This is a genomic window from Streptomyces sp. Rer75, from assembly GCF_013414305.1.
GTDB lineage: Bacteria > Actinomycetota > Actinomycetes > Streptomycetales > Streptomycetaceae > Streptomyces > Streptomyces himastatinicus.
Genome location: NZ_CP058693.1, coordinates 1,270,264 through 1,288,942, shown reverse-complemented (window position 1 = coordinate 1,288,942; position 18,679 = coordinate 1,270,264). Strand labels below are relative to the sequence as shown.

Annotated in this window: 1 protein-coding gene; it reads right to left on the bottom strand. The window is 74.4% G+C overall.

Annotation, left to right across the window (positions count from 1 at the left end):
• Nucleotides 1-6: 6 nt before the first annotated feature.
• A complete protein-coding gene (locus HYQ63_RS04840; RefSeq protein ID WP_179932678.1) occupies nt 7-18,645 on the bottom strand; it encodes a non-ribosomal peptide synthetase in 18,639 nt (6,212 codons plus the stop codon).
• Nucleotides 18,646-18,679: the final 34 nt, after the last annotated feature.

Here is an 18,679-nt window from a genome sequence, read left to right as displayed (position 1 = left end):
CTGTCCTCACCGTTCGTCGTGGTCGCTGCCGCCCGAAGCGGCGTCTTCGAGTTCGCGCAGGATGTACTCCTCGACCAGGTCGGCGAGGGTGGAGACGGTGTGCGCGGTCATGATGTCCCGCGGGGTCAGGTCGAGGCCGAACGCCTCACCCGCCCGGGAGGCGATCAGCAGGCTGCGGACGGAGTCACCGCCCAGTGCGAAGAAGTCGTCCTCGGCGCCGACCGGCGCCACCCCCAGCACCTCGGACCAGATCTCCGCGATGACCTCCTCGGTGGGGGTGCGCGGCTCGACATGGCCGGCGGCCGGGGCCGCGGTGGCGGGGCCGGGCGCGGGCAGTGCCGCACGGTCCGTCTTGCCGTTCTCGGTGAGCGGCAGGCGGTCCAGGACGGCGAACGCCGACGGCACCATGTAGCCGGGCAGGGTACGGCCCAGCTCGGCGCGCAGCTCGGCGTCGGCCGGGACGGCGGCGCCGGGGGTGAGGACGAGATGCGCCACCAGCCTGCGGACGCCGGGCTCGTCCTCCCGGACCGTCACCACGGCCTCCGCGACCGAGGGGTGGCCGACCAGGGCGGTCTCCACCTCGCCGGCCTCGATGCGATAGCCGTGCAGCTTGATCTGGTGGTCGGTGCGGCCCAGGTGGTGGATCCGGCCCTCGGCGTCGTAGCGGGCGAGGTCGCCGGTGCGGTACATCCTGCTGCCCGCGGGCCCGAAGGGATCCGCGAGGAAGCGGGACGCGGTCAGCCCGGGGCGGTTCAGATAGCCGCGGGCCAGCGACGGGCCGCTGATCCACAGCTCCCCGGGCACCCCGGGCGGCACCGGGCGGAGCCGCACGTCGAGCAGATAGGCCCGGGTGTTGGGGACGGGCCTCCCGATGGGCGGCGGGGCGCCGTCCGCGACGAGCGGATCGGACCAGGTGGCGACCACGGTCGCCTCGGTGGGCCCATAGGAGTTGATCATGCGGTGGTGCGGGGCCCACCGGGTCGTCAGCTCCGTACCGCAGGCGTCCCCGCCCACGATCAGCGTGCGCAGCTCGGGCAGCTCCTTCTCGGTTCCGACGGGCAGCGTGGCCAGCGCGGCGGGCGGGATGAGGGTGTGGGTGACGCGCCGCTCGCGCAGGACGCGCGCGAGGTGCTCGCCCAGCAGCGGCCCGGGTTCGGGCACCACGAGCGCGGCCCCGGTGGGCAGCGCCATGCACAGCTCCAGGACGGAGGCGTCGAAGCTGGGCGAGGCGAACTGGAGGACCCGGTCGCCCTCCCGCACCTCGTAGTGCTCGGCCTCGGCGGCGGCGAAGTTGCCGATCCCGCGATGGGTGACCACCACCCCCTTGGGGGTGCCGGTGGACCCGGAGGTGTAGATCACGTAGGCCGGGTCGTCGGGGTCGACGGGGCGCAGCCGGTCCCGGTCGGTGGGCCGGTGCGTGGGTCCCCCGGAAGCCTCGGCCTCGTCGAGGCCGTCGAGGGTCAGGTGTGGAGCGGCGTCCGCCAGCATCAGGGCGATGCGCTCGGCGGGATAGCCGGGGTCGACGGGCAGATGGGCGCCGCCCGCCTTGGCCACCGCGAGCTGGGCGACGACGATCTCCACCGACCGGGGCAGCACCAGGGCGACGATCCGCCCGGGGCCCACGCCTTGGGCGATGAGCCGGTGGGCGAGGCGGTTGGCCCGGGCGTCCAGCTCCGCGTAGGACAGCTCGACATCGGGGGCGAGGACCGCTGGCGCGTCGGGGTGACGGTCCGCGGCGGCCTCGAAGAGTTCCGCCAGGGTCGTCTGCGGGGCGGGGCGGGCGGTGTCGTTCCAGTCCACCAGGAGCCGTGTGCGCAGTTCGGACGGCAGGATGTCGATCCGGTCCAGCGGCTGGTCGTCGGGGGCCGCGGCGAGGGCGCCGAGGACGTGCGTCAGCTGGTCGGCCAGCCCCTGTGCGGTGGTCTCCTCGAAGAGCCGGGGGTCGTAGCCGAGTTCGACGGACAGCTCGGAGCCGGGGGAGACGACCACGGTCAGCGCGTAGTTGGTGCTCTCCAGGGCCTGGAGTTCGCGCACCCGCAGCCCGTGCTCGGCGGCGGCGGAGCTGTTGATCGGGTAGTTCTCGAACACCACCAGGCTCTCGAAGAGGTCCGCTCCGCCCGGCACGTCGCTCCAGCCCTGGAGCTGGGCGAGCGGTACGTGGCCGAAGCCGCGCGCGTCCGCCTGGTCGGCCTGGAGCCCGCGCAGCCACGGGACCGCGGCGGCGCCTTCCTCCACCGCGATCCGCACCGGCAGGGTGTTGATGAAGATGCCGGTGATGCTGTCGGCGCCGGGCAGTTCGGTCGGCCGTCCGGAGACGGTCGCCCCGAAGCAGACGTCCGACTCGCTGCTCAAGCGAGATACGAGCAACCCCCAAGCGCCCTGGACGATCGTATTGAGAGTGAGCCGGTGCCGCCGGGCGAAGTCCTCCAGGGCTGCGGTCTCCTGCTCACCGAGCCGCTGCGACAGCCACTGCGAGGACCGGGTGGGGGCCTCCGCCGTCGGCTTGTGGTCGTAGGGGAGGGGAGTGGGTGCGGTGAACCCGGCAAGCGTCTTGCGCCAGTGCGCTTCGGCCTGCGCGCGGTCCTGCCGTCCGAGCCAGGCGACATAGTCCGCGAACGGCCTGCGGGCCTGGAGCCGCGGCTGTTCCCCCGCGGCCAGGGCGGCGTGGGCCGCGAAGACGTCCGTCAGGACCTGGAAGACGCTCCAGCCGTCGAGCAGCACATGGTGGAAGGTCCACAGCACCTGCACTTCGGTCGGCGAGAGCCGAGCCAGGGTGACGCGGAGCAGCGGAGCCGCGGCGAGATCGAGCCCCCGGGCGCGGTCCTGGTCGAGCAGCCGCTCCAGCGCGGACCGGCGCTCGTCCTCCGTCAGTTCGCTCCAGTCCAGCTCCTCGACCGGTACGGCCGCGCCGCGGCGCACGATCTGTACGGGCTCGGGCACCCCCTGCGTCACCACCTCGCTGCGCAGCACCGGGGTGCGGTCCACGACGTGCTGCCAGGCGGCGGCGAGGACCCGGGAGTCCCGGACCCCGTCCAGGATGAAGGTCGCCTGCTCCACATAGAGCCCCTGGCCGCGCTGGGCCAGCCCGTGGAAGACCAGCCCGCTCTGGGTGGGCGTCAGCGGATAGATGTCCGCCACGTCCCGGCCGTCGCCCGCCAGCCGGTCGACCGTCTCCTGGTCCAGGGCGGCCAGCGGGAAGTCCGAGGGCGTGCGTCCGCCCGCCCCCTCACCCGTGCACAGCCGCATGATCGCGCGCAGCTCGTCCATGGTCTCCTGGGCGAGCCGGGAGACCGTGCTCCGATGGTGCCGGTCCCGGGAGTAGGACCAGGTGAGTTCCAGCTTCCTGCCCTCCACCCGGCCGACCACGTCGAGCAGATGCGGCCGGGGCGCCTCCGGGCTCATATCGCCCTCCAAGCCGCTGCGCAGCGCGTGCAGCAGACCGCCGTCGGGCAGGTCCCAGTCGAGCTGGCCGAGGTAGTTGAAGCTGATCTGCGGGTCCGCCGCACCGGCGAGCGGCGAGTCCGGGGCCAGATGGCGCAGCGCCCCGTAGCCCAGCCCGTTCCCGGGGACCGCCCGCAGCCGCTCCTTGACGGTCTTCAGCGCCTCCTCCAGACCGGTTCCGGCGCCGCCGTCCAGGGCGACGGGGAACATGCTGGTGAACCAGCCGACCGTACGGGAGAGATCGATGCCCTCGAAGATCTCCTCGCGGCCGTGCCCCTCCAGCGCGACCAGCACCCGGCCCCGGCCGGTCCAGCGGCCCAGCACCCGGCCCAGCGCGCACAGCAGGACGTCGTTGATCCGCGTCAGATAGGCGCCCGGCACCTCCTGGAGCAGGACCCGGGTCTCCTCGGTGTCCAGCCGGACCGTCACCGTCTCCTCACTGGCGGCGGTGTTGGGTCCCTCGCCGTCCGTGGGGAGGTCCGGGGAGCCGTGTGCGGCGGTCCAGTGGCCGCGTTCGGCGTCGAAGCCCCCGGCGACGGTGTGCTCGCTCAACTGCCGCGACCACGCGCGGAACGAGGTGGTCTTCCGGCCGAGGCTCCCCGGCCGCCCGGCGTCGAGCAGCCGGTACGCGGTGTCCAGATCCTCCAGCAGGATCCGCCAGGAGACCGCGTCCACCACCAGATGGTGGGCGATCAGGCTGAGGACCGGGCGCTCCCCGTCGCCCCGCAGGAACAGCACGGCCTTGAACAACGGCCCCCGGTCCAGCTGGAATCCGGCCCGGATCCGCTGCTCCGCCTCCCGCATCGCCGCCTCCCGCAGCCCGGGGCCGGTAGCGGACAGGTCATGGACGTCGAGCACCCGGTCGCCGCCCGGCGGCACGCTGTGCTGGCGCCAGTGACCGTTCCCGGTGCGCTCGAAGCGCAGCCGCAGCGCGTCGTGGTGGTCGAGCAGCGTGTCCAGGGCGGCGCGCAGCACGGCCTCGTCCACCGGCCCGGTCAGCTCGGCGGACACCGCCTGGGTGAAGTGGCCGGGGCTGTCGGTGAGGGTGTCGAACAGCCAGTGCTGGACGGGGGTCATCGGCACCTCGCCGACGACCGGCCCCTGTTCGGCCGCGACCGCCGTGGCCGGGACGTCCCTAGCGGCGGCGGCCAGGTCCGCGACGGTCTGGTGGACGAACAGATGGCGCGGGGTCAGCTCGATGCCCGCCCGGCGGGCGGAGGAGACGATCTGGATGCTGAGGATGGAGTCGCCGCCGAGGGTGAAGTAGTTGTCGTCGACGCCGACCCGCTCCACCCCCAGCACCTCGGCCCAGATCCCCGCGAGCGCCTTCTCGGCCTCCGTACGGGGCGGCACATGGCCGGTGGCGGGGGCGGCCCAGTCCGGGGCGGGCAGCGCCCGCCGGTCGAGCTTGCCGCTGGGGTTCAGCGGCAGCCGCTCCAGGGCGACGACGGCCGCGGGCACCATGTGGTCCGGCAGGCTCGTCGCGAGGAACGCGCGCATCGCGGCGGGATCGACCGCCGTGGCACCGGGGGCCGGGACGGTGTAGCCGACCAGCCGTTTGTGGCCGTCAGTCTCGACGACGGCCGCGGCCGCCTCGGCGACCTCGGGGTGGCGCGCCAGCGCGGCCTCGACCTCGCCCAGCTCGATCCGGAAGCCCCGCACCTTGACCTGGTCGTCGGTCCTGCCGAGGTACTCCAGCTGCCCGTCCGCGTCCCAGCGCACGAGGTCGCCGGTGCGGTACATCCGGCTGCCCGCGGGGCCGAACGGGTCGGCCGTGAAGCGGTCCGCGGTCAGCCCGGGACGGCCGAAGTACCCCCGGGCCAGGCCCGGACCGGCCAGATACAGTTCGCCGGGCACCCCGATGGGCACCGGCCGCAGCCGCGCGTCCAGCGCGTACGCCCGGGTGGCGGCGACCGGGGAGCCGATCGGCGGGGTCCGGCCGGGGTCCGCGGGGTCGCAAGTCCAGGCGGTGGCGTAGACGGTGGCCTCGGTGGGGCCGTAGATGTTGGCCACCCGGCAGCCCGGGATGGCCGTACGGACCTCCTGCACCGTACGGGCCGCCAGCCCCTCACCGGCCAGCACCACCGCGTCGGCGGTGACGGAGACGCCGCCCTTGCCGAGCACCTGCCCGAGGGCCGAGGGCACCGCGCTGATCAGGGACGCCGTCCACGGCTCCGGCCGCTCGGCCAGGGCGAGCAGATCCGCCACGATCTCCAGGGAACCGCCCGCCATCAGCGGGCAGATGATCTCGAAGACCGACACGTCGAAGTTGAGCGAGGTGGACGCCACGACGTGGGAGAGCCCCGCCGCGCCGAACTCCTCCGCCGCCCAGGCGGCCAGCGCGGCGACACCCTGGTGGGTGGCCACGACGCCCTTGGGCGTACCGGTCGATCCGGAGGTGTGGATGACGTACGCAGGGTGGCCGGGGACCAGCGGGGTGGTGCGCTCGGCGTCGCCGACGTCATGAGCGCCCAGCCCGGCCAGCGCACGGCCGGTCTCCGCGTCGTCCAGCAGGATCCGGTGGCCCGGCCCGCCCGGGATGCGGGGAGCCGTCTCCCCGGTGGTCAGGACGATGTCCGGGGCGATGTCGCCGATCATGAACTCGATGCGCTCCGCCGGGTACGCGGGGTCGACCGGGAGATAACCGGCGCCGCTCTTGACCACCGCCAGCAGCGCCACCACCAGCTCCGGCGTACGCGGCAGCGACAGCGCCACGAACCGTTCCGGACCGGCGCCCGCGCCGATCAGCAGCCGGGCGAGCCGGTTGGCGCGCTCGTTCAGCTCCCGGTACGTCAGCGAGAGGTCCCCGCCCCGCACGGCCACCGCGTCCGGGGTACGGGACGCCTGCGCCTCGAACAGCTCCGGCAGGACCGCGCGCGGCGCCGGGGCGACGGGACCGCTGAACGCGTCCAGGATCCGGCGGGTTTCCGCCGCGCCGATCAGCGGCAGATCCTCCAGCCGCCGTTCCGGATCGGCCGCCATCTCGGCCAGCAGCCCGTGCAGGCATCCGCCCAGCCGCTCGACCGTCGCGGCGTCGAAGGCGGCGGGGTCGTAGTCCAGCGAGATCGACAGCCGCTCCTCGGGCGCCACGACGACGCTGAGCGCGTAGTTCGTCGGCTCCAGATCCCGTTCCTGATGGATGCGGAGGCCGTGTGCCGCGATGGCCTCGCTGTCGAAGGGGTAGTTCTCGAAGACCACGATGCTGTCGAAGAGGCCGACGCCGCCGGGCACCTCGCTCCAGCTCTGGAGCTGCGCCAGGGACGCGAACTCGAAGCGCCGGGACTCCGACTGCGCCGTCTGGAGGTCCCGCAGCCAGCTCACCAGCGGGCTCCGGCCGTCCACCCGGACCCGGGTGGGGATGGTGTTGATGAACACCCCGACCATCGACTCCACACCCGGCAGCGCGGCGGGGCGGCCGGAGACGGTGGTGCCGAACGCCACGTCGTCCGTCCCGCTGTAGCGGGACAGCAGCAGCCCCCAGGCGCCCTGCACCACCGTGTTCATCGTCAGCCCGTTGCGCTGGGCGACGGTGCGCAGCCGGGCGGACTCCTCCGCGCCGAGGGCGACCCGGTGCGTGCCCGAGGACGCCGTGCGGTGCGCCTCGGCCGCGGGCCGGTCGCGGGGCAGTTCGGTCGGGGCGGTGAAGCCCTCCAGCGCCCCGCGCCAGAACCGCTCGGCCTCCGCCGTGTCCTGCTCCCCGAGCCAGCCCAGGTACTCCCGGAAGGGCCGCCGGGCGGGCACGACGGCACCGCGGCCGGTGGTGAGCGCCGCGTACCGCTCGCAGACCTCGTCGAAGACCTGCGCCGCGCTCCAGCCGTCGAGCAGCACATGGTGGAACGTCCAGACCAGCCGTACCTCGTCGGCCGACAGCCGGATCAGGGCCAGCCGGGTCAGCGGCGCGCTGCCGAGGTCGATGCCCTCGGCCCGGTCGTCGGCGAGCAGCCTGCTCAGTTCGGCCTCGCGCCACGCGTCGGACCGTCCGGTCCAGTCGTGGTGGGCGATCCGCAGGGTGGCCCGCCGCCGTACGACCTGGAGGGGCTCCGGGGTGTCCGCCCAGACCAGCTGGGTGCGCAGGATCGGGTTGGCGTCCGTGGTCCGCTGCCACGCCGTGGCCAGCGCCTGCGGGTCCGTCACCCCGGTGAGCCGCAGCTGCACCTGGTTGAAGTAGGCGTCGGACGCCGGGTCCACGAGGCTGTGGAACAGCATCCCGGCCTGCATCGGGGTCAGCGGATAGATGTCCTCCACCGACCGCCCGTCGGCGGCCACCCGGTCCACCGCGGCCTGGTCCAGCCGGGCCAGCGGGAAGTCCGACGGGGTACGGCCGCCCGCGCCGGGCCCGGCGCAGTGGGCGACGATGTCCTCCAGGGCGCGGAGCATCTCCCCGGCCAGCCGGGACACCGTCTCCTCGGAGTGCGTCCCGGAGCCGTAGTACCAGGTGATCTCCAGGCAGCGCCGCTCGACGCGGCCCACGATGTCGAGCAGGTGCGCGCGGGGCGACTCCGGTGCGGCGTCACCTCCCAGACCGCCCCGCACGGTGCGGACCAGGGCGGCGTCGCCGGTGGTCCCGCCCGTGGCCGACCAGTCGAACTGGCCGAGGTAGTTGAAGCTGATCCGGGGCTCCGCCGCGTCCGCGAGCGGCGAGTCCGGGGCCAGATGGCGCAGCGCGCCGTAGCCGATGCCCTGGGCGGGCACCGCCCGCAGCTGCTCCTTGACGGACTTCAGTGTGTCGCCCCAGCCGCCGCCCGCGGCGTCCGGGATGTCCAGGGCGACCGGGAACATGGTGGTGAACCAGCCGACGGTACGGGACAGGTCCACGCCGTCCAGCAGGTGTTCCTCCCGGCCGTGCCCCTCCAGGTCGACGGCGACCCGCCCCCGCCCGGTCCACTCGGCCAGCACCCGGCCCAGCGCCGAGAGCAGCACGTCGTCCACGCGGGTGCGGTAGACCTCGGGCACCTGCTGGAGCAGGGCGGTGGTCCGCTCCCGGTCCAGCGTCACGGTGACCGACTCCATGGCCGCGACGGTGTTGCCGCCCTCGCCGTCGCCCCCGTCGACCGGGATCCCGGCGGCGCAGTCCTCGGCCACCGCCGTCCAGTGCGGGAGTTCGGCGTCGAAGCCCCCGGCCGCGGTGTGCTCGGCGAGCCGCCGGGACCAGTCCCGCAACGAGGTGGTGCGCGCCCCGAGGTCGGCGGGGGAGCCGCCGAGCACCTGGCGGTAGGCGGTCTCCAGGTCCTCCAGCAGCACGCGCCAGGAGACGCCGTCGACCACCAGGTGGTGCACGGTCAGGAAGAGCGACGGCCGCAGTCCGGGGCCCGGGCGCAGCAGCCGGGCGGCCAGCAGCGGCCCCCGGTCCAGGACGAACCCGGCGTTCGCCTCGGCCATGGCCGCCTCCTCGGCGGCCCGCCGCTCCGGCTCCCCGAGCCCCGACAGGTCCACCTCCCGCAGCGGGTCCGGGCCGGTCTCGTCCGGCGGCGGGCAGTACTGCCGTACGGTGCCGTCCGCCCGGCGCGTGAAGCGCATCCGCAGCGCGTCGTGGTGGACCAGCAGCGCCCGCAGGGCCTGACGGAGCGCCCGGGGGTCGGGGTCCCCGTCGAGTTCGACCAGGACGGACTGGTTGAAGTACTCGGGCCGGGGGCTGCCCGTGCCGAGGAACCAGTGCTGGATCGGGGTCAGCGGCAGTTCGCCGCTCACCGGGCCCGCGTCGGCGGCGGGCCGGGCGGTGGCGGTGGCGACGGTGGCGAGCGAGGCGATCGTGGGGTGCCGGAAGAGTTCCCTGGGCGTCACCGTCAGGCCCGCCTGCCGGGCGCGCGAGGCGACCTGGATGCTGAGGATCGAGTCCCCGCCGAGCATGAAGAAGTTGTCCTCGACGCCGATCCGCTCCCGGCCCAGCAGCGTCCCCATGATCTCCGCCAGGATCCGTTCGGCGTCGGTGCGGGGCGCCACGTACTCCGCGCCCGCCGTGGCCGCCGCCCAGTCGGGCTCGGGCAGCCGGCGGCGGTCCACCTTGCCGTTGCCGGTGAGCGGCAGTTCGTCCAGGGCGATGAAGACCGCGGGCACCATGTAGTCGGGCAGCTCCCGGCCCACCAGGGACCGCAGCTCCGTAGGTTCGGGCACCTCGGCGCCGCGCACCGGGACCAGATAGGCGGCCAGCAGTTTCCGCTCCCCGTCCCGGGCGAGCGCCACGACCGCCTCGGCGACGGCCGGGTGGCGGGCGAGCGCGGCCTCGATCTCGCCCGGTTCGATGCGGAAGCCCCGGATCTTCATCTGGTCGTCCGAGCGGCCCACGAAGGCGAGTTCGCCGTCGGCGGTCCAGGACACCAGGTCCCCGGTGCGGTACATCCGGGAGCCGGGAGGCCCGAACGGGTCGGCGACGTAAGCCTCGGCCGTCGGGCCGGGACGGTTCCGGTAGCCCCGGGCGAGCCCCGCGCCCGCGATGTACAACTCCCCGGGTATGCCCGGTGGTTGGGGCTGGAGGGCGCCGTCCAGGACGTAGGCGCGGGTGTTGTCCAGCGGCCGTCCGATGGGCAGTGTCCCGGGCAGCTCCTCACCGGCGCGGAAGGGGCGCCGGGTGACGAAGGTCGTGGTCTCGGTGGGCCCGTAGCCGTCGACCACCGTCAGCTCCGGGCAGGCGTCGAGCACCCGGCGCACCGCCGCGGGCGGCACCGCCTCGCCGCCGGTCCAGACCTCCCGGGCGCCGCGCAGGCAGTCCGGCGCCTCCTGCGCCAGGAGCCGGAAGAGACCGGCGGTCAGCCACAGGCAGCTCACCCCGTGTCCGGTGATCGCGTGCCGCACCGCGTCCGCGTCCACGTCGCCCACCGGGGCGAGGACTGCGGTACCGCCGCGCAGCAGCGGCACCCACACCTCGTAGGTGGAGGCGTCGAACGCCTGCGGGGAGTGCACCAGCACCCGGTCGTGGCGCGCGAAGGCGCGGTCATGGGCGAGGGCGGTCACATCGCGGTGCCGGACCGCGACGCCCTTGGGCCGTCCGGTGGAGCCCGAAGTGAACATCAGGTAGGCCGTGTTGTCGGGGAAGACCTCCACCGCGGGCGGTCCGGCCGGCCCGTCGCCGCCCTCTGTACCCGGCGCCACCAGCAGCGTCCGCCCGCCGTGCCCGATGTCCGCGGCGGTCCGCTCCCAGGCGCGGTCGGTCAGCAGGACGTCCGCCGTCGCCTCGGCCAGCACCAGCCGCAGCCGGTCCCCGGGCGCGCGGGTGTCCAGCGGTACGTACACCCCGCCCGCCTTGACGATCGCCAGCTGGGCGACCACCAGTTCCACGGACCGGTCCATCAGGACGGCCACCGGCCGCTCCGGACCGATTCCGAGCCCGATGAGCCGGTGGGCCAGCCGGTTGGCGCGCGCGTCCAGCTCCCGGTAGCTCACCGGGCCGCCGTCGCCGTCCAGGGCGGGCGCGTCCGGCGTACGCCGCACCTGGGCGGCGAACAGGTCGGCCACCGAACCCTCGGGCAGCGGGGCCGTGGTGTCGTTCCACTCGCGGAGCACCTGGGCGCGCCGGGCGTAGGTGAGCATCGGGAGGCGCGCGGGCGCCCGGTCCGGGCCGGTGGCCATGTTCGTCAGCAGCACCGACAGGTACTCGGCCATGCGCTCAATCGTCGCGGCGTCGAACAGGGCCGGGTCGTAGCCCAGCCGCAGCGCCATCTCCTCGCCGGGGTAGACCACCAGGCTCAGCGGGTAGTTCGTCGTCTCGACGCCGTCGAGGTCGCGCAGGGCCAGCCCGTGCGCGGCGGCGAGGTCCCCGCCGACGGGATAGTTCTCGAACACCACGATGCTGTCGAAGAGGTTCACCCGCTCTTCGAGCCGGGTCATCGACCGCAGCCGGGTGAGCGGTACGAAGTCGAAGCGCCGGTCCTCGGTCTGCCGCTCCTGTACCTCTCGCAGCCACGACAGCAGGGTGCCGCCCGTGGGCACCGGCAGCCGGGTCGGCACGGTGGTGATGAACAGGCCGGTCATCGCCTCGACGCCCGGCAGTTCCGGCGGACGGCCCGAGACCGTGGTCCCGAAGACGACGTCCGCGCGGCCGGTGTACCGGGACAGCAGCAGCGTCCAGGCGCCCTGGAGCAGGGTGTTCATGGTGAGCCCCGCGCCCCTGGCCAGCTCCGCCAGCCGATGGGACGCGTCCGCGGGCAGCGTGACCCGCACGTCGGCGTTGGACTCCGCGTGATGGGTCTCGGTGGGTTCCCGGTCGAACGGCAGCGGGGTGGGCTCCGACAGATCGCCGAGCCGGGAGCGCCAGTGCTCCTCGGCCTCCGCCCAGTCACGGTCCCGCAGCCAGGCCACGTAGTCGCGGAACGGGCGGCGGCTGGGCAGCGCGGCCCCCGCCCCGGACGCATGGCAGGCGAAGACGTCGGACAGCACCTGGAACAGGCTCCAGCCGTCCAGGATCAGATGGTGGAACGTCCACACCACCTGGACCTCGGTGTCGGACAGCCGGGCCAGCGCCAGCCGCATCAGCGGCGCCGCGGCCAGGTCGAGCCCCCGTTCCCGGTCCTCGGCGAGGAACCGCCGCGACTCCTCCCGGCGCTCCGCTTCGGACAGCCCGCGCCAGTCGAGATGGGTGACCGGCACCCGGACCCCGCGCTCCACCACCTGGAGCGGCTCCGGCACCCCTTCCCACTCGGCGCGGCTGCGCAAGGCCGGCGTGCGGTCGGTGACCCGCTGCCAGGCCGCGGCCAGCGCGCCCGGGTCGGACACCCCGTCGAGGACGAACGTGAGCTGCTGGAAGTAGGCGCGCCGGTCCTCCTGGGACAGCCCGTGGAACAGCATGCCCGCCTGGGTGGGGGTCAGCGGGTAGACGTCCTCCACCGCGCTGCCGTCGCCCACCAGCCGGTCCACCGTGGCCTGGTCGAGGGAGGCCAGCGGGAAGTCGGACGGGGTGCGGCCGCCCGCGCCGGGCGCGGCGGCGTGCCGGGCGATGGCGCCCAGCGCCCGCAGGAACTCCCCGGCCAGCCGCCCGACGGTCTCCTCCCGGTGCAGGTTCGCCGAGTAGAACCAGGTGAACGCGAGCCGTTGGTCCTCGACCCGGCCGACCACCTCCAGCGGATGCGGGCGCGGCGACTCCGGGTCGGCATCCAGGGCCAGTTCGCGGTGGACGCCGCGGAACAGCCCGTCGCCGTCGCCCGGCAGCTCGAACTGGCCCAGGTAGTTGAAGCTGACCCCGGCCGTGGGTCCGGTCGGAAGGCCCTCGGGGCGGGTCAGATGGCGCAGCGCCCCGTACCCCAGGCCGCGCTGCGGCACGGCCCGCAACTGCTCCTTGACGGACTTGAGTACGTCGCCCCAGTCACCCTCGGGAAGGTCGAGCGCCACCGGGAAACGGGTGGTGAACCAGCCGACCGTACGGGACAGATCCACCTCCTCGAAGATCTCCTCGCGGCCGTGGCCCTCCAGGTCGACCGGCACACGGGTGCGCCCGGTCCACCGGCCCAGCACCCGGGCCAGCGCGCTCAGCAGCACATCGTTGACCTGCGTCCGGTAGACCTCGGGCAGCGTCTGGAGCAGGGCGGTGGTCTCGTCCTGGTCGAGCGTGACGGTGACCGACCGGGCCGAGGCGTAGGTGTTCGCCCCGGCTGCCCCATCCAGGTCTACCGGGAGCGACGGATCGGAGTCCCGGACCAGGCCGGTCCAGTACGCGGCCTCGGCGTCGAACCCCCCGGCCTTCGCATGGTCGTTCAGCCGCCGGGCCCAGGTACGCAGCGGGGAGGAGGCGGCGGGAAGCCCGGCCAACTGGTGGTAGGCGGTGTCCAGGTCCTCCAGCAGGATGCGCCAGGAGACCCCGTCCACGACGGCGTGGTGCACGGTGAGGTGGAGCACCGGCGGCTCTCCGGTCCCGGCGTTCTCCTCCAGCACCGCGCGCAGCAGCGGTCCGGCCGTCAGGTCGAAGGCGCCGAGGTGGGGTTCGCCGTCGCCGGTGTGGCGGCGCAGCAGGTCCATCGTCCCGCCGCCGTCGATCCGCTGGCAGCGGCTCTCGCCGCCGTCCTCGGAGGGGAACCGGGAGCGCAGCGCGTCGTGGTGGGCGACGACCGCCTCCAGCGCGCCGCGCAGCGCGTCCTCGTCCACGTCCTCGGGCAGGACGAGGGAGATCGTCTGGTTGAAGTGCCCGGCCCGCTCGGGGTCGTGCTCGAACAGCCAGTGCTGGATGGGCGTCAGCGGCAGCTCCCCGGTGGCCGCTTCCGCACCGGTGGCGTCCGGCAGGGGCTGCGCGGCCGCGGTGTCCAGGTGCAGGGCGAGGGCGGCGATCGTCTGGTGGCGGTAGACGTCGCGGGAGGTGACGGAGAGCCCGGCCTGCCGCGCCTGGGAGACCACCTGGATGCTGAGGATCGAGTCCCCGCCGAGGGAGAAGAAGTTGTCCTCCACCCCGATGCGTTCCACGTGGAGGATCCGGGCCCAGACCGCGGCGAGGGTCCGTTCGGTGGCGGTGCGCGGCGCCACATAGCCCGGCGCCGCCGACGGCGACCAGTCCGGGTCGGGCAGACGGCTCCGGTCCAGCTTGCCGTTGGGGTTGAGCGGCATCCGCTCCATGACCAGGACCGAGGCGGGCACCATGTAGTCGGGCAGGCTGCCCCCCAGGAACGTGCGCAGCGCCGCCGGGTCCGGTGTGGTGCCCGGCGCGGGCACGACGTAGGCGATGAGCCGCTTGTGGCCGCCGGTCTCCTTCGCGACGGCGGCGGCCTCGGCGATGCCGGGGTGGCGCAGCAACGCCGTCTCGACCTCGCCCAGTTCGATGCGGAAGCCGCGGATCTTCACCTGGTCGTCGGCCCGGCCCATGTACTCCAGCTGGCCGTCGCTGCCCCAGCGCACCAGGTCACCGGTGCGGTACATGCGGTTGCCCGGCGCCCCGAAGGGGTCCGCGAGGAAGCGGTCGGCGGTCAGCCCGGGCCGGTTGAGGTAGCCCCGGGCGAGGCCCCGGCCGCCGAGATACAGCTCGCCGGTCACCCCGGGCGGCACCAGTCGCAGCGTCGGGTCCAGGACATAGGCGCGGGTGTCGGCGACGGGCCGCCCGATCGGCGGCGCCTGCCGCGGTGCTTCGCCCGAGGAGAACCAGGCGGTGGCGTAGACGGTCGCCTCGGTCGGCCCGTACATGTTGGCGATGCGGCAGGACGGCAGCGCCGCCCTGATGTCCCGTACGGTCTGGGCGGGCAGGGCCTCGCCCGCCAGGACGACGGTCCCGGCCTCGATCTGCCCCGCGTCGATCTGTCCGGCGTCCCCGCTCAGCAGCCGGGCGAACACCGACGGCACGCCGCTGATCAGCCCGGTCGCGCGCGGCCGGTTCGCGGGGTCGGCGAGGGCCAGCAGATCCTGGACGACCTCGATGCTGCCGCCCGCCAGCAGCGGGCACAGGATCTCGAACACGGACACGTCGAAGTTGAGCGAGGTCGAGGCCACGACCCCGGTCAGCCGTTCCCGCCCCAGCTCGGCCTCGGTCCAGGCGGCCAGGCCCGCCACGCTCTGGTGGGTGACCACCACTCCCTTGGGCGTGCCGGTGGACCCGGAGGTGTAGATGACGTAGGCGGGATGGGACCGGTCCAGCGGACCGGTCCGCTCGGCGTCGGTGATGTCGCCGTCCGCCCGCCGCGCCAGCTCGGCGCGGACCGCTTCGTCGTCCAGCACCAGCGGGTCGGCACCGGTGGGCAGGCTGCCCGCCGTGCCGGTGGTGGCGAGGATGGTCGAGGGCGCGGCGTCGTCCAGCATGAACGCGATGCGCTCGGCCGGGTACGCGGGATCCACGGGCAGGTATCCGGCGCCCGCCTTGAGCACCGCCAGCAGGACGACGACCAGGTCGGCCGAGCGCGGCAGGGCCAGCGCCACCAGCCGCTCGGGGCCGACGCCCCGGTCGATCAGCAGCCGGGCGAGCCGGTTGGCGCGCCGGTTCACCTCGTCGTAGGAGAGCCGGGTCTCCCCGCAGGTCACGGCGGTCGCCCGCGGCCGCGACGCGGCCTGTGCCGCGAAGAGTTCGGGCAGCGTCGCGTCGGTGAGGGCCTGGCCGGTGCCGTTCCAGGAGTCGAGCAGCTTGTGCCACTCGGCGTCGCTCAGCATCTGGAGTTCGATCAGGGTGCTGCCGGGGTCGGCCACCATCCGGGTCAGCAGCCGGTGCAGATGCCCGGCCATCTGTTCCATCGTCCGGGCGTCGAACAGATCGGAGTTGTACTCGACGGTGAGCCCCAGCGATCCGTCGTCCCGGGGCAGGAACTCCAGCACCAGGTCGAACCGTGCGGCGGGCCGCGGCAGGGAGTGCTCGGCGATCGTCACGCCACCCGCTTCCCGGGCGGGCACCATGGCGCCCTGCTGGACGACCAGGGCCTGCACCAGCGGGTTGCGGCTGGCGTCGCGCTTCGGGGCCAGCTCCTCCACGACCTTCTCGAACGGCAGCCGGTCATGGCTGAAGGCGTCGAGCACCGTCTCGCGCATCGCGTCCACGAACTGCTCGACGGTGCTGTCCCCGTCGACGTCGGCGCGCAGCACGAGCGTGTTGACGAAGAACCCGGCGACCGACTCCAGCTCCTTGCGGTGGCGTCCGCTGGTGACGGTGCCGAAGGCGACGTCCCGCTGGCCCGAGTAGCGGGAGAACAGGACCGCGACGGACGCCGCGAGCAGGGTGAACAGCGTGGTGTTCCGCTCCCGGCCGAGCCGCCCGAGGGCGGCCACCAGATCGGCGGGCAGCTCGCGCCGGTGCACCGCCCCTGCGGTGGTGCGCACCGGGGGGCGGGGGCGGTCGGTGGGCAGCTCCAGGGTCTGCATTCCGGCGAGCCGGGTTCGCCAGTACTTCAGATCGGTGTCCTGCCCGGGCGGCACCGGGTGGTTGCGCTCCCAGACGGCGAAGTCCGGGTACTGGAGCGCGGGTCCGGGGAGGCCGGGGTCGGTGCCGGTGACCTCCGCCTCGTACAGCGCGGTCAGTTCGCGGACCAGGAGGCCGACCGACCAGCCGTCGGTGACGATGTGGTGCTGGGCCAGCAGCAGTACGTGGTCGTCGTCGGCGAGCCGGATGAGCAGCGCCCTGGTCAGCGGGCCCTCGGCCAGGTCGTAGGGGCGGTTCAGCTCGTCGGTCAGCAGCCGGTCGACGGCGGCGTCGCGCTCCGCGGCGGGCCGCCCGCCGAGGTCGGCGTGGTCGAGCGGTACGGTGCCCCGCTCGGCGATCCGCTGCACACCGTGCCCGTCCACGGTGACGAAGGTGGTGCGCAGCGCGTCGTGCCGGGCGGCCAGGGTGCCGAGCGCGCGGCGCAGGGCGCCGGTGTCGAGCGGGCCGCTCAGCCGCAGCCCGGCCCCGGTGTTGTACTCGGTGCCGCCGGAGGTCAGGTCGTCCAGGAACCACAGCCGCCGCTGGGCGGCGGACAGCGGCAGCGGCCGGTCGCGCGGGGCGGGCGGGATCGGCGCCTCCGGCGCGTCGGCGGCCTCCTCCGGCAGCCGCGCGGCCAGCCGCGCCACGGTCCGGGCGTCGAGCAGCTCCCGGAGCGACAGTTCCACGCCCAGCTCCGCCCGGAGCCGGGACAGCAGCCGGACGCCGAGGATGGAGTCGCCGCCCAGCCCGAGGAAGTCGTCCTCGACGCCCACGGTGTCCACCGGCAGCACCTCGGTCCAGACCTGGACGAGAGCGGCCTCGGCGGGGGTGCGCGGGGCGATGTGGCGGGAGTGCCCCTCCGCGGTGGCGGACGGGGCGGGCAGCGCCTGCCGGTCGACCTTGCGGTGCGGGGTGAGGGGGAACGCGTCCAGGACGACGTACGCGGACGGCACCATGTGCGCGGGCAGCAGCCGGGCGGTCGCGGCCCGCAGCTCCGCGGCCCGGGGCGGCGTGCCCCCGCTGGTGGGCACCACATAGCCGACCAGCCGCTTCAGCCCGGGCTCGTCCTCCCGGACGGTGACGACGGCGGCCTGTACGTCCGGGTGGCGGGCGAGCGCGGCCTCCACCTCGCCCAGTTCGATGCGGAAGCCGCGCACCTTGACCTGATGGTCGGTCCGGCCGAGGAACTCCACCTCGCCGTCGGCGTTCCAGCGGGCCAGGTCACCGGTGCGGTACATCCGGTCGCCGGGCGGCCCGAAGGGCACCGCGACGAAGCGCTCCGCGGTCAGCCCCGGGCGGTCGAGATAGCCCCGCGCCACTCCCGCGCCGCTGATGTACAGCTCCCCGGTGGCGCCCACCGGCACCGGCCGCATCGACTCGTCCAGCACGTACACCCGGGTGTTGGGCAGCGGACGGCCGATCGGCGGGTTGCCGGAGCCCGCCTCCAGGGCGTCCGTCCAGGTGGCCACGACGGTGGCCTCGGTCGGGCCGTAGGAGTTGACCATCCGCCGGCCCGGGGCCCACAGGTCCACCAGATCGGCGGGGCACGCCTCCGCCCCCACGATCAGGGTGCGGAACTCCGGCAGCCCCGCGTGGACCTCCTCCGCGGGCACCGTCGCCAGGGCCGCCGGGGGGATCAGGGCGTGGGTCACCCGGTGTTCCCGCAGCACGGCGGGGAGTTCGGCGCCGAGCAGGGGGCCCTCCGGGGGCACCACCAGCGCCGCCCCCGCGAGCAGGGAGGAGCACAGCTCCAGTACGGAGGCGTCGAAACTCGGCGAGGAGAACTGGAGCACCCGGTCGCCCGGCCGCACCTGGTAGTGGTCGGCGGTGGCGGCCGCGAAGTTCCCCAGCCCGGCGTGCGGCACCATCACGCCCTTGGGCACACCGGTGGAGCCGGAGGTGTAGATGACGTACGCCGGATGCTCCGGCAGCAGTGGGGCGAGCCGGTCCGCGTCGCCGGGCGTGTGCTCGGGGCCGGTCACGGCCCGGATGTGCTCGGGATCGTCGAGGACCACCACCGGCCGGGCGTCGGCCAGCATCATGGCCCGGCGCTCCTCGGGGTGCGCGGGGTCCACGGGCAGGAACGCGGCCCCGGCCTTGGCGACCGCCAGCTCGGCCACCACCAGTTCGGCCGAGCGCGGCAGGACCAGTGCCACCACGCGCTCGGGTCCCACACCGCGCCCGATGAGGTGGTGGGCCAGCCGGTTCGCCCAGGCGTCGACCTCACAGAACGACCACGTCCGGTCCGCGGCCACCAGCGCCGCGGCCCGGGGGGTACGGGCCGCCCAGGACGCGAACAGCTCACCCAGCGGTGCGCGGGAGACGGCGCGTGACGTGGCGTTCCACGCCGCGGGAGGCAGACCCGGGGGGTCCTCGGACGAGGACGCCGAACCCGATGCGTTGTCGTACTGGTCCATCATGTCGGTGCGGCCCTTCAGAGCGGTTGAAAGGGTG